Origin of the sequence: Pseudomonas brassicacearum subsp. neoaurantiaca, from assembly GCF_013608025.1 — a bacterium.
GTDB lineage: Bacteria > Pseudomonadota > Gammaproteobacteria > Pseudomonadales > Pseudomonadaceae > Aquipseudomonas.
On record NZ_VDLV01000058.1, the window covers coordinates 1 to 18,597 of the forward strand.

General features: G+C 60.7%; 18 protein-coding genes. 6 read left to right on the forward strand and 12 right to left on the reverse strand.

Annotation, left to right across the window (positions count from 1 at the left end; translation table 11 throughout):
• Positions 1-129: 129 nt before the first annotated feature.
• The 6 genes from FHK92_RS25310 to dadA form a co-directional block, all read right to left on the reverse strand.
• On the reverse strand, positions 130-2,064 hold the full coding sequence (locus FHK92_RS25310; protein ID WP_181290541.1) for an acetyl-CoA hydrolase/transferase family protein: 1,935 nt from the start codon (positions 2,062-2,064) through the stop codon (positions 130-132).
• 136 nt (positions 2,065-2,200) lie between these two features.
• Complete coding sequence (locus FHK92_RS25315) at positions 2,201-2,614, reverse strand: c-type cytochrome (RefSeq protein WP_181290616.1); 414 nt, start codon at positions 2,612-2,614, stop codon at positions 2,201-2,203.
• A gap of 183 nt (positions 2,615-2,797) precedes the next feature.
• Complete coding sequence (locus tag FHK92_RS25320; protein ID WP_030138196.1) at positions 2,798-3,346, reverse strand: cupin domain-containing protein; 549 nt, start codon at positions 3,344-3,346, stop codon at positions 2,798-2,800.
• Between the two features lie 128 nt (positions 3,347-3,474).
• Positions 3,475-4,548 carry an alanine racemase gene (gene alr / locus FHK92_RS25325; protein WP_181290542.1) on the reverse strand — a complete coding sequence of 358 codons (1,074 nt, stop codon included), beginning with the start codon at positions 4,546-4,548 and terminating at the stop codon, positions 3,475-3,477.
• Between the two features lie 97 nt (positions 4,549-4,645).
• Positions 4,646-4,999 carry a RidA family protein gene (locus FHK92_RS25330; RefSeq protein WP_181290543.1) on the reverse strand — a complete coding sequence of 118 codons (354 nt, stop codon included), beginning with the start codon at positions 4,997-4,999 and terminating at the stop codon, positions 4,646-4,648.
• Entirely contained in the window at positions 4,971-6,275 is a 1,305-nt protein-coding gene (gene dadA / locus FHK92_RS25335; RefSeq protein ID WP_181290544.1) for a D-amino acid dehydrogenase, read from the reverse strand. Before dadA ends, FHK92_RS25330 begins: the two co-directional genes overlap by 29 nt.
• A gap of 155 nt (positions 6,276-6,430) precedes the next feature.
• On the opposite strand from dadA, the gene FHK92_RS25340 reads away from it, so the two are divergent.
• Positions 6,431-6,919 carry an Lrp/AsnC ligand binding domain-containing protein gene (locus FHK92_RS25340; RefSeq protein ID WP_003206849.1) on the forward strand — a complete coding sequence of 163 codons (489 nt, stop codon included), beginning with the start codon at positions 6,431-6,433 and terminating at the stop codon, positions 6,917-6,919.
• Between the two features lie 133 nt (positions 6,920-7,052).
• Here the strand turns inward: FHK92_RS25340 and FHK92_RS25345 are convergent, their stop codons facing one another.
• Positions 7,053-7,406 carry a YkgJ family cysteine cluster protein gene (locus FHK92_RS25345; RefSeq protein WP_181290545.1) on the reverse strand — a complete coding sequence of 118 codons (354 nt, stop codon included), beginning with the start codon at positions 7,404-7,406 and terminating at the stop codon, positions 7,053-7,055.
• A gap of 146 nt (positions 7,407-7,552) precedes the next feature.
• Between FHK92_RS25345 and FHK92_RS25350 the strand changes: the two genes are divergently transcribed.
• The gene (locus FHK92_RS25350; RefSeq protein WP_181290546.1) at positions 7,553-8,866 is read left to right on the forward strand and encodes an NAD(P)/FAD-dependent oxidoreductase; all 1,314 of its coding nucleotides are present in this window, start codon (positions 7,553-7,555) and stop codon (positions 8,864-8,866) included.
• Between the two features lie 45 nt (positions 8,867-8,911).
• On the opposite strand, the gene FHK92_RS25355 is transcribed toward FHK92_RS25350, so the two are convergent.
• Positions 8,912-9,157, reverse strand: a complete 246-nt coding sequence (locus FHK92_RS25355) for a DUF1127 domain-containing protein (RefSeq protein ID WP_181290547.1) — start codon at positions 9,155-9,157, stop codon at positions 8,912-8,914.
• Positions 9,158-9,335: 178 nt separating this feature from the next.
• Here FHK92_RS25355 and FHK92_RS25360 point away from each other — a divergent pair, with 178 nt between their 5' ends.
• Positions 9,336-10,769, forward strand: coding sequence for an aminotransferase-like domain-containing protein (locus FHK92_RS25360; protein WP_181290548.1), 1,434 nt, complete (start codon positions 9,336-9,338; stop codon positions 10,767-10,769).
• A gap of 62 nt (positions 10,770-10,831) precedes the next feature.
• On the forward strand, positions 10,832-12,400 hold the full coding sequence (locus tag FHK92_RS25365; protein WP_181290549.1) for a phospholipase D family protein: 1,569 nt from the start codon (positions 10,832-10,834) through the stop codon (positions 12,398-12,400).
• A 151-nt stretch (positions 12,401-12,551) separates the two neighbouring features.
• On the opposite strand, the gene FHK92_RS25370 is transcribed toward FHK92_RS25365, so the two are convergent.
• On the reverse strand, positions 12,552-13,694 hold the full coding sequence (locus FHK92_RS25370) for an MFS transporter (protein WP_181290550.1): 1,143 nt from the start codon (positions 13,692-13,694) through the stop codon (positions 12,552-12,554).
• A gap of 184 nt (positions 13,695-13,878) precedes the next feature.
• Positions 13,879-15,372 (reverse strand): aldehyde dehydrogenase, encoded by a 1,494-nt coding sequence (locus FHK92_RS25375; protein WP_181290551.1) that lies wholly within the window; start codon positions 15,370-15,372, stop codon positions 13,879-13,881.
• A 233-nt stretch (positions 15,373-15,605) separates the two neighbouring features.
• Here FHK92_RS25375 and FHK92_RS25380 point away from each other — a divergent pair, with 233 nt between their 5' ends.
• Positions 15,606-15,968 (forward strand): cupin domain-containing protein, encoded by a 363-nt coding sequence (locus FHK92_RS25380; protein ID WP_181290552.1) that lies wholly within the window; start codon positions 15,606-15,608, stop codon positions 15,966-15,968.
• Positions 15,969-16,152: 184 nt separating this feature from the next.
• On the opposite strand, the gene rpmG is transcribed toward FHK92_RS25380, so the two are convergent.
• Positions 16,153-16,308 carry a 50S ribosomal protein L33 gene (rpmG, locus tag FHK92_RS25385; RefSeq protein WP_003177274.1) on the reverse strand — a complete coding sequence of 52 codons (156 nt, stop codon included), beginning with the start codon at positions 16,306-16,308 and terminating at the stop codon, positions 16,153-16,155.
• Positions 16,309-16,319: 11 nt separating this feature from the next.
• Complete coding sequence (gene rpmB / locus FHK92_RS25390; protein ID WP_003177273.1) at positions 16,320-16,553, reverse strand: 50S ribosomal protein L28; 234 nt, start codon at positions 16,551-16,553, stop codon at positions 16,320-16,322.
• Between the two features lie 436 nt (positions 16,554-16,989).
• On the opposite strand from rpmB, the gene FHK92_RS25395 reads away from it, so the two are divergent.
• Positions 16,990-18,576: an ABC transporter substrate-binding protein gene (locus tag FHK92_RS25395; RefSeq protein WP_181290553.1), complete on the forward strand. Its 1,587-nt coding sequence runs from the start codon at positions 16,990-16,992 to the stop codon at positions 18,574-18,576.
• Positions 18,577-18,597: the final 21 nt, after the last annotated feature.

Below are 18,597 nucleotides of genomic sequence, written 5' to 3' on the forward strand. Positions count from 1 at the left end.
ATCATAGCGCCCGATTGAGGTGTCCAAAATCATTAGGCCAGTTCAGCTTGCTCGCGATAGCGATGTATCTGTTACATACAATGTGTCTGACAGACCGCCATCGCGAGCAAGCTCGCTCCCACAGGGGCTCTAGGTTGATTGTTGTTGCGCAGTCGCCTTGAGCCCCGCCAGCAACAGCCGCTGATACAACTCCTCCTTCAGCCCTTCCGGGCTCGTCAACTGCATCCGTTCCAGATGCCCGGCATATTCCCAGGGCTCCGGCGCATCCAGGGCGGCTTTGCCCAGGTCGAGGATCTCGGTGAGCTTGAATTTGCTCTTCAGCCAGTTCAGCGCCCGTAACAAGTCCCGCTCGATCCCATCGAAATCACAGCCCAGCGGGTATTCCGGAAAAAGGTTGGGATGCCGCGCCTGGATCGCCTGTAGACGCTCCGAGGTGTTGTCGGCGAACCGTGGATCAAGTCGAAAATCCTTCGGTAATTTACCGGCATTTTGTGCCTGCTCGATCAGGCCGGGCTGGAAGCGTGAATCGCTGATGTTCAACAGTGCCTCGATCACCGCGGCGTCGGTCTTGCCCCGCAGGTCGGCGATGCCGTACTCGGTCACCACGATGTCCCGCAGGTGCCGGGGAATCGTGCAATGGCCGTATTCCCAGACGATATTCGAACTGACCACCCCGCCCGATTCCCGCCAGCTGCGCAACAGCAGGATCGAGCGCGCTCCTTCAAGCGCATGGCCCTGGGCGACGAAGTTGTACTGTCCGCCTACTCCGCTGAGTACCCGCCCATCTTCCAATTGGTCCGCCACACCCGCGCCCATCAGGGTCATGGTGAAGACTGTGTTGATGAACCGAGCGTCGAGCCGTTGCAGGCGCTTGAGTTGCTCCTGGCCGTACAGCTCGTTGATGTAGCTGATGCGCGTCATGTTGAATTCATGCAGACGGCTCTGCGGCAACTCGCGCAAGCGCTCGTAGAAACTGCGCGGGCCGAGGAAGAACCCGCCGTGGATGCAGATGCCGTCGGGCTGCGCCGCCTCGTCGAGGGTTCCGGCAATGGCCCGTTCCTGGGTCGGTTCGTCGGGGTAGACCTTGCGCCGGATGATCCCGGCCTCCGCCAGCACCAGTAAACCGTTGACGAACATTTCACTGCAACCGTACAACCCTTTGGCGAAAGGCTCGACCCCGCCCTCGCGCTCGATCAGTTGCGCCCACTGGCTGAGGTTCACGTCCGTCAGCAGGGCTTGGTAACCGGCGTTATCGGCCTGGCGCGCCAGCAGTGCCGCCGTCAACGCATCGCCCATGGAGCCGATGCCAATCTGCAACGTACCGCCATCGCGCACCAGGGTACTGGCGTGCAGACCAATCAAGTGGTCTTGGAAACCCACCGGCATGTTCGGCGTGGAGAACAACGTGTGGCTGTCCTTCTCGTCGATCAACAGGTCGAAGCCATCGATGCCGATTTCCGCATCGCCGGGCATGTAGGGCAAGTCACTGTGGACCTGGCCCACCATGAGGATGGTTTCACCCGCCTCGCGCCGCTTGGCGATCATCGGCAACAGGTCCAGGGTGATGTCCGGGTTGCAGCTCAGGCTCAAGCGATCCGGATGTTCCGGGTCGCTTGCCACCAATTGCGCGATCAAATTCAGGCCCGCCGCGTTGATGTCGCGGGCCGCGTGGCTGTAGTTGCTGCTGACATAGTCCTGCTGGGCCGACGTGCTGTGCAGAAGACTGCCGGGCTGCATGAAGAATTGCTGGACGCGGATATTGGCCGGAAGGCTGTCGCGCTGCAGATCGGCGAGGTAATCGAGTTCTGGATAATCGCCGAATACCCGTTCGACAAAGGGCTCGAGAAAGCGCTTCCGCAATCCATCGCCCAGGCTCGGCCGACCCAGGCTCAGCGCCGTGTAAATGGTCAACTGTCGCTCGGGCAGTTGCGCAATGCGCCGGTACAGCGCGTTGGCGAACAGGTTGGGCTTGCCCAGCCCCAAGGGCATGCCGAGGTGGATATGCGCGGGTAGACGTTCGAGCACGTCATCCACCGCCTGTTCGATTGAACACAACTGCACCATCCGACCCTCCGGGACATTCCATGAATGTGGGTTGGACCGAGCTTGCCGGGTCTTGGTTGCGATGAACAGCCCGGAAAAAATCCCAGGCACAAAAAAGCCGCTCGTAAGCGGCTTTTTTTAGGAAGATGAACGCGTATTACAGGCCGGACATCTCTTTGATGGCGCCTTTGAGTTCATCATCGGTGCAATCGGCGCAGGTGCCTTTAGGCGGCATGGAATTGATGCCGGTAATGGCCTTCGCCAGGATGCCGTCAAGGCCGCCCTGGTGGTCGGCGCGTTCTTTCCAGGCAGCCTTGTCACCGATTTTCGGAGCGCCCAGCAGGCCGGTACCGTGGCAAGCATTGCAATGTTTGGCGATGACGTCTTTTGGCGCCTTGGCACCGCCAGCGCCACCCGCTGCGGCAGCCACTTCCATACCCTTGCATTCCTTGCCCTGGACGCAAACCTGGCCGACTGGTTCGAGGCGCTTGGCGATTTCATCGGTCGGCGCCGCTTGAGCGCTCGCAGCCCAAAGGGCCAATACGGTTGCTGGTGCAGCCAGCATTTTCATAATTAGGTTCACGCGTACACCCTCAATGGTGGCTAGTCACGCCTGCGGCCACGGTTTGCAGGCGGGCGCAAGTATAGCGGTAAGCCTGCCACTCCGAAACAACCCCAAAGTCGCAAGGGTCTTGTTTGTCATGACAGCCCAACCTTCGAGCGCGTTTGCCCTGCGGGCTCGGCGCCTCTTCGTCTAGAAATTGGCCGGTGTGGCTGCGCTGATCAGTCGCGCCGGCACGTCGAACGGATTACGAAAACGATGGGGCTTGGTGCTTTCGAAATAGTAGCTGTCGCCCGCCTCGAGCACGAAGGTTTCGGCGCCGACCACCAATTCCAGGCGCCCTTCCACCAGGATCCCGGTCTCTTCGCCTTCGTGAGTGAGCATCTCGTCACCGGTGTCGGCGCCAGGCGGATAGATTTCGTTCAGGAAGGCAATCGCCCGGCTCGGATGCGCCCTGCCCACCAGTTTCATGGTCACGGCGCCATCGGAGATGTCGATCAGTTCGTTGGCTTTGTAGACGATCTGGGTCGGTTTCTCCTGGAGGATTTCTTCGGAGAAAAACTCGACCATGGACATGGGAATCCCGCCAAGGACCTTGCGCAGCGAGCTGATCGAGGGGCTCACGCTGTTTTTCTCGATCATCGAAATGGTGCTGTTGGTGACGCCCGCGCGTTTGGCGAGTTCACGCTGGGAAAGGCCTTTGAGTTTACGAATGGATTGCAGTCGTTCACCGACGTCCAATGCTGGAGCCTCCAGGGAATCAGGTTGTGTGGAAAGTGAGCGTTATCATGGCGACAGCGTTCAGTATTTACAACACCTTGGCCCGAATCCTGTGCGGTGAAGCGACTTTCGGTAGGTCACGCTGGGTGTCAGCCCTCGGAATAGAGCCTTGGCACCCGTCGCAGGTTGCAGAAGATCTGGTAGGGAATCGTGCCGGCAGCCTGCGCCACATCGCTGGCGAGGACGTTCCTGCCCCAGAGTTCGACCGTTGAGCCAAGCCCGGCTTGGGGAATATGGGTCAAATCCACGGCCAGCATGTCCATCGATACCCGCCCGACCAGTTGGCTACGCTGCCCGTCCACCATCACCGGCGTGCCGTTGGGCGCCTGGCGCGGGTAGCCGTCGGCGTACCCCATGGCGACCACGCCGACACGGGTCGGTTGCGCCGTGACAAAGCGCGCGCCATAGCCCACGGGCTCGCCCGCGGGAAGTTCACGCACGCTGATGATTTTCGATTCCAGCGTCATGACCGGTTGCAGGCGCGAAGCAACGGCATTGGCTTCCTCGAAAGGTGTCGCGCCGTACAGCATGATGCCGGGCCGCACCCAGTCGCTGGGAATCTGCGGCCAGCCCAGCACCGCTGGCGAGTTGCGCAGGCTGACTTCGGCCATCAGGCCCTGGCGGGCCTGCTCGAATACCGCCAATTGGTGCAGGCTGCTGGAGTCGTGCAATTCATCGGCGCGGGCAAAGTGGCTCATCAACACGATCTTCGCCACGTTGCCGCTGGCCAGCAGGCGACGATACGCCGGCTGGAAATCGTCCGGGTGCAGGCCGACCCGATGCATGCCTGAGTCAAGCTTGAGCCAGACCGTGATCGGCTTGGCCAGTGTCGCACGCTCGATCGCCTCGAGCTGCCACAACGAATGCACCACGCACCAGAAGTCTTGCTCGACAATCAACGCAAGCTCATCAGCTTCGAAGAAACCTTCCAACAGCAGGATTGGCCCGCGGATCCCGCCGGCCCGCAGCTCCAGGGCTTCTTCGATGCACGCCACCGCGAAGCCGTCAGCGGTTTCCTGCAAGGCCTCGGCGCAACGCACCGCGCCATGCCCATAAGCGTCAGCCTTGATCACCGCCAGGGCTCTGGCACCCGTGACTTCGCGGGCTAGCTGATAATTGTGACGCAGGGCTTGGAGGTCGATCAAGGCACGGGCAGGACGCATGGCGGCAGGCTTCTAGGCGGTCATGGTTAAAAAAACCGGCGCGGGCTGACGGCATCAGCCGACAACAGCGCCGGGAGAGGGAGAGTTTTGACAGTGATCAGGGCAGCGCCGCGACGACGGACAGCTCCACCAGAATCTCTGGTTCGCACAATTTGGCCTCCACCGTGGCGCGGGCCGGGGCAACGCCCTTGGGCAGCCATTTGTCCCACACCGCATTCATGCCTGCGAAATGCGCGTCGATGTCCTTCAGGTAAATTGTCACTGACAGCAGGCGACTCTTGTCGGTCCCAGCCAGATCGAGCAGACGCTCGATATTGGCCAGTGTCTCGCGAGTCTGCTGTTCGATACCGGCGCTCATGTCGTCGCCGACCTGCCCTGCCAGGTAAACGGTGCCGTTGTGCACGACAACCTGACTCATGCGGTCATTGGTGAGCTGGCGCTGGATTGCCATGTTTCGCGGACTCCTGGGGTTTGCTGCCATAACGGGAAATATCGAGGCCTTCGGCGCTGATCTGTGGCTTTTTCTTCGCCATCAGGTCCGCGAGGAGGCGACCGGAACCACAGGCCATCGTCCAACCGAGGGTGCCGTGGCCGGTGTTCAGGAACAGGTTCTTGAACGGTGTCGCACCAACGATCGGTGTGCCGTCCGGGGTGGTCGGGCGCAGGCCGGTCCAGAAACTGGCCTGGGCCAAATCGCCGCCCTGAGGATAAAGGTCGTTGACGATCATCTCCAGGGTTTCACGTCGACGTGGATTCAACGAAAGGTCAAAACCGGCGATTTCCGCCATGCCGCCGACACGAATCCGGTTGTCGAACCGGGTGATCGCGACCTTGTAGGTTTCGTCGAGGATGGTCGAAGTCGGCGCCATCGCCGCGTTGGTGATCGGCACGGTCAGGGAGTAACCCTTGAGCGGATACACCGGCGCGCGGATACCGAGGGGCTTGAGCAGTTGCGGCGAGTAGCTGCCCAAGGCGAGGACGTAGCGGTCGGCGGTTTCCAGCTTGCCATCGATCCAGACGCCATTGATGCGGTCGCCGGCGAAATCCAGGCGCTCGATATTCTGGTCGAAGCGAAATTGCACGCCGAGCTTCACGGCCATTTCCGCCAGCCGGGTGGTGAACATCTGGCAGTCACCGGTCTGGTCATTCGGCAGGCGCAACGCACCGGCAAGGATATCGGTGACATTGGCCAGGGCCGGCTCGACCCGGGCGATGCCGTCGCGATCGAGGACTTCGAACGGTACGCCGGATTCTTTCAGAACGGCGATGTCCTTGGCCGCGCCATCGAGCTGGGCCTGGGTGCGGAACAGTTGGGTAGTGCCCAGGCTGCGGCCTTCGTAGGCAATGCCGGTTTCGGCGCGCAGTTCATCGAGGCAGTCACGGCTGTACTCGGAAAGCCGGACCATGCGTTCCTTGTTGATCGCATAGCGGCTGGCGGTGCAATTGCGCAGCATCTGCGCCATCCACAGGTATTGGTCGATGTTGGCAGTAGCCTTGATCGCCAGCGGCGCGTGGCGTTGCAGCAGCCACTTGATCGCCTTGAGCGGCACGCCCGGCGCGGCCCACGGCGAAGCATAGCCCGGCGATACCTGGCCGGCGTTGGCGAAACTGGTTTCCATGGCAGGCGCCGGCTGACGGTCGACCACCACCACTTCAAACCCGGCACGCGCCAGATAATAAGCACTGACGGTACCGATGACGCCGCTACCCAAGACCAGAACGCGCATGTTGAAACCCTCATCGCGGATAACCGCTGACGTTTGTTGTACAAACCTTAGATGCGCGCAGTGTAAAAAAGATCAGCCAGTGCTTTTCACTATATAAATGCCTATATTTGGCGAGAATTCTCGGCAAAAACCCTTTTCACGGAGGCGCATCACCTGTGCGTACCAACACTCAGACCAAACGCGAGCTGGACAAGATCGACCGCAACATCCTGCGCATCCTCCAGGCGGACGGGCGAATCTCCTTCACCGAACTGGGCGAAAAGGTCGGCCTCTCCACCACGCCGTGCACGGAGCGGGTGCGACGGCTGGAGCGCGAAGGCATCATCATGGGCTACAACGCCCGGCTCAATCCGCAACACTTGAAGGGTAGCCTGCTGGTGTTCGTCGAGATCAGCCTGGACTACAAATCCGGCGACACCTTCGAAGAGTTCCGACGCGCGGTGCTGAAATTGCCTCATGTGCTCGAATGTCACCTCGTGTCGGGGGACTTCGACTATCTGGTGAAGGCACGGATCTCCGAGATGGCCTCGTACCGCAAGCTGCTGGGCGACATCCTGCTCAAGCTGCCCCATGTGCGCGAGTCCAAGAGCTACATCGTGATGGAAGAGGTGAAAGAGAGCCTGAACCTGCCGATTCCGGATTGAGTCTGGCTCCAGACCGCTATCGCGAGCAAGCTCGCTCCCACACAGGTAGGTGGCGAACGCTTTCTTGCGAACAACGGAGATCCCTTGTGGGAGCGAGCTTGCTCGCGAAGGCGGCGACTCGGTGCCCGGGCGGTTAGACCAACACCTGCCGAGTGCTGGCCATGTATTCATGGATCTGCTTCTCGACACGGGGATGGATCAGCTCCACTGGCCGCCGCCCATTGGGGCACGGCAAGGTCGCCGTGGTGCCGAACAGCCGGCAGATCAACGGCCGCTCGTCATACACCGTGCAGCCATTCGGCCCCAGGTGCACGCAATCAAGCGCTTCCATCGCAGCGTCCTGCTCGGCGCGGCTTTTACGCGGCAGGCGGGCCATTTCCTCGGGCGAGGTGGTCACCGGACCGCAGCAGTCGTGGCAGCCCGGTACGCATTCAAACGTAGGAATCTGCTGACGCAACGTGCGGATTTTTTGACTGTTGCAGCTCATCGAGGCGATCACCGGGTCGGGACAGCCCGGGATTCTGCCTTAAAAGCCGCAGCCCAGACAGCGCCAACCGACCAGTGTTGCCCAGGGAGGAATCCCCGGCTTATGCTCCGTAAAATTTCTCAAACACAAAAATCAGGATTACGCACATGAACGCCCGTGTTCAGCAACCTGTCCCGAGCCACGCGCACGCCGCCTCTTATTACGCCGCCAGCAGCCTGCCGCAGCCGGACCATCCGGCGTTGCAAGGCGAGTTGGTCGCGGATGTTTGCGTGGTGGGCGGCGGGTTCTCCGGGTTGAACACGGCCATCGAACTGGCCGAGCGCGGGATGAGCGTTGTGCTGCTCGAAGCACACAAAATCGGCTGGGGCGCCAGCGGACGCAACGGTGGCCAGTTGATTCGCGGCGTTGGCCACGGCCTCGATCAGTTCGCTCCTGTGGTCGGCACCGACGGCGTCCGTCAGATGAAACTGATGGGGCTCGAGGCGGTGGAAATCGTCCGAAAGCGAGTCGAGCGTTTCCAGATTGCTTGCGACCTGACCTGGGGTTATTGCGATCTCGCCAACAAACCCGGCGACCTCGAGGGCTTTGCCGAAGACGCCGAAGAGCTCCGCAGCCTGGGCTATCGCTACGAGACCCGGCTGCTGCAGGCCAATGAGATGCACAGTGTGGTGGGCTCGGACCGCTACGTGGGCGGCCTGATCGATATGGGTTCGGGGCATCTGCATCCGCTCAACCTGGCGCTGGGCGAAGCGGCCGCGGCGCAGCAATTGGGTGTCCAGCTGTTCGAGGCCTCGGCTGTTACCCGCATCGACTATGGTCCGCAGGTAAAAGTGCACACCTTGCACGGCTCGGTCCGTGCCAAGACTTTGGTGCTGGGTTGCAATGCCTACCTCAACGGCCTCAATCAGGAGTTGAGTGGAAAAGTGCTGCCCGCCGGCAGCTACATCATTGCCACCGAGCCGCTGACCGAAGCCCAGGCTCGAGCCCTGTTGCCGCAGAACATGGCCGTCTGTGACCAGCGAGTGGCGTTGGATTACTACCGGCTCTCGGCAGATCGGCGCTTGTTGTTCGGCGGCGCTTGTCATTATTCGGGGCGTGATCCGCAGGACATTGGCGCTTATATGCGTCCGAAAATGCTCAAGGTGTTCCCGCAACTGGCGGACGTGAAAATCGATTATCAGTGGGGCGGGATGATTGGCATCGGCGCCAATCGCTTACCGCAGATTGGCAGGCTGAAAGACCAGCCGAACGTGTATTACGCCCAGGCCTATTCCGGCCATGGCGTGAACGCCACGCACTTGGCGGGCAAACTGTTGGCTGAGGCGATCAGCGGACATCAGGGCGGAGGTTTCGACCTGTTTGCCCGGGTCCCGCATATGACCTTCCCGGGCGGCAAGCATTTGCGCTCGCCGCTGTTGGCGTTGGGGATGTTGTGGCATCGGTTGAAAGAACTGAAGTAACCGTGGCGAGGGAACTTGCTCCCTCGCTACAGGTTTCTTATTGATTCAAAGCCGCCAGAACGGCTTCAAGCCTTCCGCACGTGCCTGCTCCCGGCTCAGCCCGATATCGCGCAACTGTTCGGTAGTAAGGTCCAACAAAGCTTTGCGTGTATGCAAACGATGCCAGAACAGGCCCCAGCGACTCAGGCCGGTTGGAGCACTGCGCAAGTTCCCGCTGCGCAGCCCCTTCTCCTGCCCCGCCGCCAGTTCCTGGCTGTGTAACGTCAGCCGTACATCGCTCAAGCCGTTCATTTTGATCGCTCCTGTTTACTTGGGTAGCCAGAGGTTTCATGATGCGCGGACGGCAAAAAGCGATACAGATTCAACCCGCACCTTTTATATGCATACAGATAGGCTATTTTCACGGCTGAATTGAAATTTTGCGGCTCATCTGTATCGGTTACCGCTTCCACCTGATCGGGAATACGCCATGACGCTCTACGTGAACCTCGCCGAGTTGCTCGGGACCCGCATCGAACAGGGCTTCTATCGCCCCGGCGACCGGCTGCCCTCGGTGCGCGCCTTGAGTACGGAACATGGCGTCAGCCTGAGCACCGTCCAGCAGGCTTACCGCGTGCTGGAGGACAACGGGCTGGCCACGCCGAAGCCCAAATCAGGCTATTTCGTCCCGGTCAGTCGTGAGCTGCCGGACCTGCCGGCAATCGGCCGCCCAGCCCAGCGCCCGGTGGACATTTCCCAGTGGGACCAAGTGCTGGAGCTGATCCGCGCCGTACCGCGCAAGGACGTGGTACAGCTGGGCCGAGGCATGCCGGATATCCATTCACCCACGATGAAACCGTTGCTGCGCAGCCTGGCGCAGATCAGCCGGCGACAAGACATGCCCGGTCTGTATTACGACAACATCTACGGCAACCTCCAGCTGCGCGAACAGATCGCCCGGCTATCCCTGGATTCCGGCTGCCAGCTGACAGCCAGCGACCTGATCATCACCACTGGCTGTCACGAAGCGCTGTCGGTCAGCATTCGTGCGACCTGCGAACAGGGCGATATTGTCGCGGTGGACTCACCCAGCTTTCACGGCGCCATGCAGACGCTGAAGGGCCTGGGCATGAAAGCCCTTGAGATTCCCACCGACCCGCTCACGGGGATCAGCCTGGAGGCATTGGAGCTAGCATTGGAACAATGGCCAATCAAGGCCATACAGTTGACGCCCAGCTGCAACAACCCGCTGGGCTACATCATGCCGGAGGCCAACAAGCGCGCCTTGCTGACCTTGGCCCAGCGTTTCGACGTGGCAATTATCGAGGACGATGTGTACGGGGAATTGGCCTACACCTACCCACGACCACGTACGATCAAATCCTTCGATGAAGACGGCCGCGTCCTGCTCTGCAGTTCTTTCTCCAAGACATTGGCCCCGGGCCTGCGGGTCGGCTGGATTGCGCCCGGCCGGTACCTTGAGCGCGCGCTGCACATGAAGTACATCAGCACCGGATCTACCGCGCCGCAGCCTCAGATCGCCATCGCGGAATTTCTCAAGAACGGGCATTTCGAACCCCATCTGCGCCGTATGCGCACGCAATACCAACGCAATCGCGACGTGATGATGGATTGGGTAAGCCGGTACTTTCCCCAAGGCACCCGCGCCAGTCGCCCCCGTGGCAGCTTCATGCTCTGGGTCGAGTTGCCCGAAGGTTTCGACACGCTGAAGCTCAACCGCGTGCTGCATGACCAAGGCGTCCAGATCGCTGTCGGCAGCATTTTTTCGGCGTCAGGAAAATACCGCAACTGTCTGCGCATGAACTACGCTGCCAAGCCCACGGCACAGATCGAAGACGCCGTGCGCAAGGTGGGTGCCGCAGCATCCACGCTGTTGAACGAAACCCGGCGCGACGCCGTCTGAACATGTAAGCCGGGAAGCAGCATCCGACAGCCGATCCACGCAAACAATCGGAATAAGCCTACGTGAGATCCAGACCGATCCTGCATGCGCTACTGTTATTCGCCTCGCTGTTGAGCGGCTGCGCCAGTTTTGACGTTACCCGCGAACCTTCCCAGGCATTACCGGCCTCCAACTCATCGTTCGGCCGCTCAGTGGCACAACAGGCCGCGCCTCACGAGGGCCGCTCGGGTTTTCGCCTGTTGTCGGACAGCACCGAGGCCTTTACTGCCCGGGCCGAATTGATCCGCAACGCCCAAAGCAGCCTGGATTTGCAGTACTACATCGTCCACGACGGCATCAGCACGCGAATGCTCGTGGATGAATTGCTCAAGGCCGCCGACCGGGGCGTGCGCGTGCGCATCCTGCTGGATGACACCACCAGTGACGGCCAGGACCAGATCATCGCGACGCTCGCCGCGCACCCAAACATCCAGATCCGCCTGTTCAACCCGTTGCATCTTGGCCGCGCCACCGGCGTGACCCGTAGCCTTGGGCGCCTGTTCGACCTGTCATTGCAGCATCGCAGGATGCACAACAAGTTGTGGCTGGCGGACAACAGCATGGCGATAGTCGGAGGCCGCAACCTGGGGGATGAGTATTTCGATGCCGAACCCAACCTCAACTTCACCGACATCGACCTGCTCGGCGTCGGTCCGGTGGCTGAACAATTGGGGCACAGCTTCGATCAGTACTGGAACAGCGCCCTGAGCAAGCCCATCGAGCAATTCATGTCCCATCGGCCTACCGCCAGGGACTTGGCCAATAGCCGATTGCGCCTGCAGGAGTCCCTGGAGCAGACGCACAAGGAAAACCACGCGTTGTACCAACAGTTGACCGCCTACAAGACCCAACCGCGCCTGGACACCTGGCGCAGCCAACTGACCTGGGCCTGGAACCAGGCATTGTGGGACGCGCCGAGTAAAGTCCTGGCTAAAGATGAGCCGGACCCGCAATTGTTGCTGACCACCCAACTGGGCCCGGAGCTGGCTGGGGTCAGCAACGAACTGATCATGATCTCCGCCTATTTCGTGCCCGGCCAGCCGGGCCTGGTGTACCTGACCAGCCGCGCCGATGCCGGCGTGTCGGTGAGCCTGCTGACCAATTCCCTGGAAGCTACCGACGTGCCGGCAGTGCACGGCGGCTATGCGCCGTATCGCAAGGCCCTGTTGCAACACGGCGTGCGCCTGTTCGAGCTGCGTCGACAACCGGGCGACAAAGGCAGCAGCCCACATCTGTTCTACAGCAAGTCCTACGGCGAATCGGACTCCAGCCTGCACAGCAAGGCGATCATTTTTGACCAGCGGAAATCATTCATCGGCTCGTTCAATTTCGACCCGCGCTCGGTGCTGTGGAACACAGAAGTCGGCGTCCTGGTGGACAGCCCGGAACTCGCCGGCCAAGTGCGCGAGCTGGCGTTGCAGGGCATGGCGCCAACCCTGAGCTATCAGGCCCGCCTCGATGACACTGGAAAGCTGATATGGACCACCGAAGACAATGGCAAGCTGCATGACCTGGACCGTGAGCCGGGCAGTTGGTGGCGCCGGTTCAATGCCTGGTTCGCCACGACGATCGGATTGGAGAGGATGCTTTAGAGATTCTGCTTTTCTGGTAGTCCGCCTTTGTGGCGAGGGAGCTTGCTCCCGCTGGACCGGTCCGACGCCTCGGGCGAAGCGGTCCCGGCTTTTGCGGTTGCTGCGCAACCGAACGGGAGCAAGCTCCCTCGCCACAGGTCGCTTTTATCTTTCAGGCAGTCTGCGTCGCCCCGAACGCGCCCTGGCGCAGCAATAGAATCACCAATCCGAACGCCCCTGCCGCCATGAACAATGGCAACGCATGCCCGCTGACCCACTGGCTGCCGGCGCCTGCGATCAGCGGACCGACCAGGCATCCAATCCCCCACAGCTGGGCGATATGGGCATTGGCCCGTACCAGCGCATCGTCGCGATAACGCTCGCCGATCAGAATCAGCGACAACGTGAACAGCCCTCCCGCGCTGGCACCAAACAGCACCCACAACGGCCAGATGAGGAGCGTGTCGATCAACAGCGGCACCGCCAGGCTCGAGAACATCAAGGCGACCGCGCAGCCGGTAAACAGCGACCGGCGGGACAGGCGATCGGCCAAGGCGCCAATGGGCAGCTGCAGCAAGGCATCGCCGACCACCACCGTGCTGACCATCGCCAGCGCAACATCGGCACTGAACCCCTGGCGCAAGCAATAGACCGGCAGCAACGTCAGGATCATCGCTTCGAAAGCGGCAAACAACGACACGGCCCAGCCGATCGCCGGCAGGCCCCGACAAAAACCCCACAAATCCTTGAGCGTGACACTGCTGGCTTCGCTGCTGGGCGCGCCACTGCGACCGAGCAACAGCAAGGGCGAGACCAGCAGCAGGCCGACGCCCACCCAGAAGCCGTAGTCATGATCGGTCCCCAGCGCGCCCAGCAGCAACGGACCGGACAACTGGCTCAGGGCATAACTGCTGCCATACAGCGCCACCAACCGCCCGCGCCATCGTTCGATGACCAACTGATTGATCCAACTCTCGCCCAGAATGAACACCAGGGTCAGGACTACACCAATCACCAGGCGCAGCACCAACCAGATCGGATAGCTTGGCATCAGGGCCAACAACCCGATGGACAGCGCTCCGCCCCACAGGCAAAGGCGCATCAACGCCGCCGTGCCGAAGCGCGCCGCCAGGCGGCTCGACACCTTGGCCCCGACCAGCACGCCAACAGCCGGCATGGCAGCCATCACGCCGATGGCGAACGAGCCATAACCCCAGCCCTCCAGGCGCAGCGACACCAGGGGCATGCTTACGCCCAGCGCCAGACCGACACTCAGGACAGAGGCCAACACGGCGAAATAAGTCGCCCAACGCATTTCCACGCTCCTGTGGATATTTATGTTTAAGCCTTACGCAAAACAATGTGGGAGCGAGCTTGCTCGCGATAACGGCGCAACATTCAACAAAGTCGTCGACTGTCATTACCGTTATCGCGAGCAAGCTCGCTCCCACAGGGATTACCGCTGCATCAGATACCGAATAAATCCGCAGCCTTCATCGTTACAGCTTGATCCAGGTCGCCTTCAGCTCGGTGTACTTGTCGAACGCATGCAGCGACTTGTCGCGACCGTTGCCCGACTGCTTGAAGCCACCGAACGGCGCGGTCATGTCGCCACCGTCATATTGATTGACCCACACGCTGCCGGCGCGCAGTGCCTTGGCGGTCAGGTGAGCCTTGGAAATGTCCTTGGTCCACACCGCCGCCGCCAAGCCGTACGGCGTGTCGTTGGCGATCTGGATGGCCTCTTCGGCGCTGTCGAAGGCGATGACCGACAGCACTGGGCCGAAAATCTCCTCCTGAGCGATTTTCATCGCGTTGCTCACGCCGTCGAAAATCGTCGGCTCGACATAGGTACCGCCGGTTTCCTCGAGGATCCGCTTACCGCCCGCCACCAGCTTGGCGCCATCGCTGTGGCCGGCCTCGATGTAGGACAGCACGGTGTTCATCTGCTGGGTATCGACCAAGGCACCGACGTTGGTGGCCGGGTCCAGCGGATTACCAGGCTTCCAGCCCTTGAGCGCCTCGACCACCAGCGGCAGGAACGTGTCTTTGATGGAGCGCTCCACCAACAGCCGCGAACCGGCGGTGCACACTTCGCCTTGGTTGAAGGCGATGGCGCTGGCGGCGGATTCGGCGGCGGCTTGCAGGTCCGGCGCATCGGCGAATACGATGTTCGGACTCTTGCCGCCGGCCTCCAGCCAGACGCGCTTCATGTTGGATTCGCCGGAGTAGATCATCAATTGCTTGGCGATCTTGGTGGAGCCGGTGAACACCAGCGTATCGACATCCATGTGCAAGGCCAGGGCCTTGCCAACGGTGTGACCGAAACCCGGGAGGACGTTCAGTACGCCTTTTGGAATACCGGCCTCGATGGCCAGGGCAGCGATGCGGATCGCGGTCAGCGGAGATTTCTCGGAGGGCTTGAGCACCACCGAGTTACCGGTGGAAAGCGCCGGGCCGAGCTTCCAGCAAGCCATCATCAACGGGAAATTCCACGGCACGATCGCGCCAACGACACCGACCGGCTCGCGGGTCACCAGGCCCAACTGATCGTGGGGCGTAGCGGCCACTTCGTCGTAGATCTTGTCGATGGCTTCGCCGCTCCAGCTCAGGGCCTGGGCCGCGCCAGGAACGTCGATGTTCAGCGAGTCGCTGATCGGCTTGCCCATGTCCAGGGTTTCCAGCAGGGCCAGCTCTTCGGCGTTCTGCTTGAGCAGGCCGGCGAAACGAATCATGGTGGCCTTGCGCTTGCTCGGTGCCAGGCGCGACCAGGCGCCGGAATTGAAAGTGGCACGGGCATTTTCGACGGCACGCTGGGCATCAGCCACGTCGCAACTGGCTATCTTGCCCAGCAAGCGGCCATCGACCGGGCTTACGCAGTCAAAGGTTTGGCCGGACACCGCATCGGTGTATTCACCGTTGATGAAGGCGCGGCCTTCGATCTTCAGGTCGCGGGCGCGCTGTTCCCAGTCGGCACGAGTCAGGGTGGTCATGCGAGTGTCCTCCTCTTATTGGGTAGGAACGCCGCGTCCTGCGCAGCGTTCAAGAATTCCTGCCGTGCCAGCCTGTTTACAGCGCTGTTTTCGGCACGGGGCATCCGCCACCCTAAACCAGCCGCCGGTAATGTTTCAATATATTTGACACAACCCAGGCAAACGGCCTTGCGATGTTCATTTTAATAAACATAGACTCGAGCCCTTCCAAGCCATCACCGGAGATCATGCGCATGAGCATTCAGGACATCGTCGATTTCGGCCAGGCCAATACCCCCGCCGATCGTTATCGCCCGGACCCGGCAAAGGTGCTGAAGGGCGATCCCGAACAAGCGGTGTTCAACCACTACAGCAGCCCGTGTGGGCAAATGAATGCAGGTGTCTGGGAAGGCGCCGTCGGCCAGTGGACGGTCAACTACACCGAGCACGAATACTGCGAAATCGTCCAAGGCGTCTCCGTTCTGCGCGACAGCGATGGCAACGCCAAGACGCTTCGGGCGGGCGATCGCTTCGTGATCCCGGCCGGGTTCAAGGGCACCTGGGAAGTGCTGGAGCCGTGCCGCAAGATTTATGTGGTGTTTGAACAGAAGGCTTGAGGATTCTTTGTTGCCTGAGCCGGCCTCATCGCGAGCAAGCTCGCTCCCACAGGGATCTCAGGCGCTGCACAATCCAGTGTGGCAGCGAGCTTGCTCGCGATGAGGCGGTGACAGACAAAAAACCGGCAACAAAAAAGGCCCGTATCTCGCGATACGGGCCTTCTTTGTAAGAGGGAAAAATCAATTACTTGATTTTGCCTTCCTTGTAGATCACGTGCTTGCGAACAACCGGATCATATTTCTTGATCTCGATTTTGTCCGGGGTAGTACGCTTGTTCTTGTCGGTAGTGTAGAAGTGACCAGTACCGGCGCTCGAGATCAAACGAATCAATTCACGCATGATTAGCTCCCTTAAACCTTGCCATCGCGACGAAGTTCGGCCAGCACGACACTGATGCCACGCTTGTCGATGATGCGCATGCCCTTGGCAGATACGCGCAGACGTACGAAACGTTTCTCTTCTTCAACCCAGAAGCGGTGATGCTGCAGGTTCGGCAGGAAACGACGACGGGTTTTGTTGTTTGCGTGGGAAATGTTATTCCCAGTCACCGGACCCTTACCGGTAACTTGACAGACTCTAGACATGCCTCAGCCCTCTAAAACCACATGCCCAACCCGGCATGGGTTGGCCGCTTAATCTCTCAGTCATTTGGCGCCAGGCGCCGCGTTTCTTTAAGGGTCTTACCGGCTACACCTACAATGAAGGAACCGGGCCCCTAGAAAAGAGCGCTGCTTTATACCAGAAAGACCCAGGCACAACAACAGCCGTTGTGATTTGTCTTCCTGGGGAATCTTCGAGCAAGCGCCCCGGACGGCGGGGGCAGAGGCTGGCGCAGCCCTTTACCGCTCGTCGCTGCACGCAGGTAATTTTTCACTGGCACCCGATGTGAACCTGAATACAGCGCCGCAGAGTGCCGGAAAATGCAAAAAGGGGATAGTCATTTACCGGCGAGCCCACTAGGGTAGGCCTTTTCCAGACTGCACTCGCAGATGGGCCTCCGACCTGCACAGGAAATCAATCATGCGCCTCGCTGCCCTACCCTTGTTGCTCGCCCCTCTGCTGATCAGCCCGCTGGCCCAGGCCGCCGCCCTGAGCGTGTGTACCGAGGCCAGCCCGGAAGGGTTCGATGTCGTTCAATACAACTCCCTGACCACGACCAATGCTTCCGCCGACGTGCTGATGAATCGCCTGGTGGATTTCGACACGGCCAGCGGCAAAGTGGTGCCGAGCCTGGCCAACAGCTGGGAAGTCTCGCCCGACGGGCTGACCTATGTCTTCAAGCTGCGGCCACAGGTCAAGTTCCATCACACCGAATATTTCACACCGCGCCGCGACCTGACTGCCGAAGACGTCAAGTTCAGCTTCGATCGCATGCTGGATCCGGCCAACCCTTGGCACAAAGTTGCGCAAAGTGGCTTTCCCCACGCCCAGTCCATGCAGCTGCCTGCGCTGATCACCAAAATCGACGCGCTGGACCCGCTCACGGTGCGATTCACGCTGGACCACGCCGACTCAACCTTCCTGGCAACGCTGAGCATGGGTTTCGCGTCGATCTATTCAGCCGAATATGCCGACCAGTTGATGAACGCCGGCAAGCCGGAACAACTCAACAGCCAACCCATCGGCACCGGCCCGTTCATTTTCAACCGCTTCCAGAAAGACGCCTCGATTCGCTACAAGGCCAACAACGAATACTTCGGCGGCAAGCCTCAAGTAGACCCCCTTATTTTCGCCATCACCCCGGATGCCAACGTTCGCCTGCAGAAACTGCGGCGCAATGAATGCCAGATCGCGTTGTCGCCCAAGCCACTGGACGTACAGGCCGCCAAGCAAGAGCCCACGTTGAAAGTGGAACAGACTGACGCCTTCATGACCGCCTTCCTGGCGATCAACAGCCAGCATCCACCCTTGGACAAGCCTGAGGTCCGCCAGGCGATCAACCTTGCCTTTGACAAGTCCAGCTACCTCAAGACCGTTTTCGAAGGCACCGCCGAAGCGGCCAACGGCCCTTACCCACCGAACACCTGGAGCTACGCCAAGAACCTGCCCGGCTATGCCCATGACCCAGCCAAGGCCCGAGACCTGCTGGCCAAGGCCGGTTTGAAGGAAGGCTTCAAGACCACCATCTGGACTCGCCCCTCCGGTAGCCTGCTCAACCCCAATCCGAGCCTGGGGGCACAGCTGCTGCAATCGGACCTGGCAGAGATCGGCATCCAGGCGGAAATCCGCGTGATCGAATGGGGCGAGCTGATTCGCCGCGCCAAGGCCGGCGAACATGACCTGCTGTTCATGGGCTGGGCCGGGGACAACGGCGATCCGGACAATTTCCTCACCCCGCAATTTTCCTGCGCGGCGGTCAAATCCGGCACCAACTTCGCCCGTTATTGCAACCCGGACCTGGACAAGCTGATCAGCGCCGGCAAGACCACCGGCGAGCAAGGCGTACGCACCAAGCTCTACGAACAGGCCCAGGCACAGATCCAGCAACAAGCCCTTTGGCTGCCCTTGGCCCACCCCACCGCCTTCGCACTGACCCGCAAGGATGTGCAGGGTTATGCGGTAAGCCCGTTTGGGCGCCAGGATTATTCCAAGGTCAGCCTCAAGTAATCCCGCCCCACAGCAAACCCT

What these genes read in the sequence shown, in the direction of transcription:
- dadA (WP_181290544.1), bottom strand. Translation starts at nt 6,275, where the DNA reads ATGCGCGTTCTGGTCTTGGGTAGCGGCGTCATCGGTACCGTCAGTGCT.
- rpmG (WP_003177274.1), bottom strand. Translation starts at nt 16,308, where the DNA reads ATGCGTGAATTGATTCGTTTGATCTCGAGCGCCGGTACTGGTCACTTC.
- FHK92_RS25355 (WP_181290547.1), bottom strand. Translation starts at nt 9,157, where the DNA reads ATGAACGGCTTGAGCGATGTACGGCTGACGTTACACAGCCAGGAACTG.
- FHK92_RS25360 (WP_181290548.1), top strand. Translation starts at nt 9,336, where the DNA reads ATGACGCTCTACGTGAACCTCGCCGAGTTGCTCGGGACCCGCATCGAA.
- FHK92_RS25380 (WP_181290552.1), top strand. Translation starts at nt 15,606, where the DNA reads ATGAGCATTCAGGACATCGTCGATTTCGGCCAGGCCAATACCCCCGCC.
- FHK92_RS25395 (WP_181290553.1), top strand. Translation starts at nt 16,990, where the DNA reads ATGCGCCTCGCTGCCCTACCCTTGTTGCTCGCCCCTCTGCTGATCAGC.
- FHK92_RS25330 (WP_181290543.1), bottom strand. Translation starts at nt 4,999, where the DNA reads ATGGCAATCCAGCGCCAGCTCACCAATGACCGCATGAGTCAGGTTGTC.
- alr (WP_181290542.1), bottom strand. Translation starts at nt 4,548, where the DNA reads ATGCGTCCTGCCCGTGCCTTGATCGACCTCCAAGCCCTGCGTCACAAT.
- FHK92_RS25345 (WP_181290545.1), bottom strand. Translation starts at nt 7,406, where the DNA reads ATGAGCTGCAACAGTCAAAAAATCCGCACGTTGCGTCAGCAGATTCCT.
- FHK92_RS25315 (WP_181290616.1), bottom strand. Translation starts at nt 2,614, where the DNA reads ATGAAAATGCTGGCTGCACCAGCAACCGTATTGGCCCTTTGGGCTGCG.
- FHK92_RS25375 (WP_181290551.1), bottom strand. Translation starts at nt 15,372, where the DNA reads ATGACCACCCTGACTCGTGCCGACTGGGAACAGCGCGCCCGCGACCTG.
- FHK92_RS25370 (WP_181290550.1), bottom strand. Translation starts at nt 13,694, where the DNA reads ATGCGTTGGGCGACTTATTTCGCCGTGTTGGCCTCTGTCCTGAGTGTC.
- FHK92_RS25310 (WP_181290541.1), bottom strand. Translation starts at nt 2,064, where the DNA reads ATGGTGCAGTTGTGTTCAATCGAACAGGCGGTGGATGACGTGCTCGAA.
- FHK92_RS25350 (WP_181290546.1), top strand. Translation starts at nt 7,553, where the DNA reads ATGAACGCCCGTGTTCAGCAACCTGTCCCGAGCCACGCGCACGCCGCC.
- rpmB (WP_003177273.1), bottom strand. Translation starts at nt 16,553, where the DNA reads ATGTCTAGAGTCTGTCAAGTTACCGGTAAGGGTCCGGTGACTGGGAAT.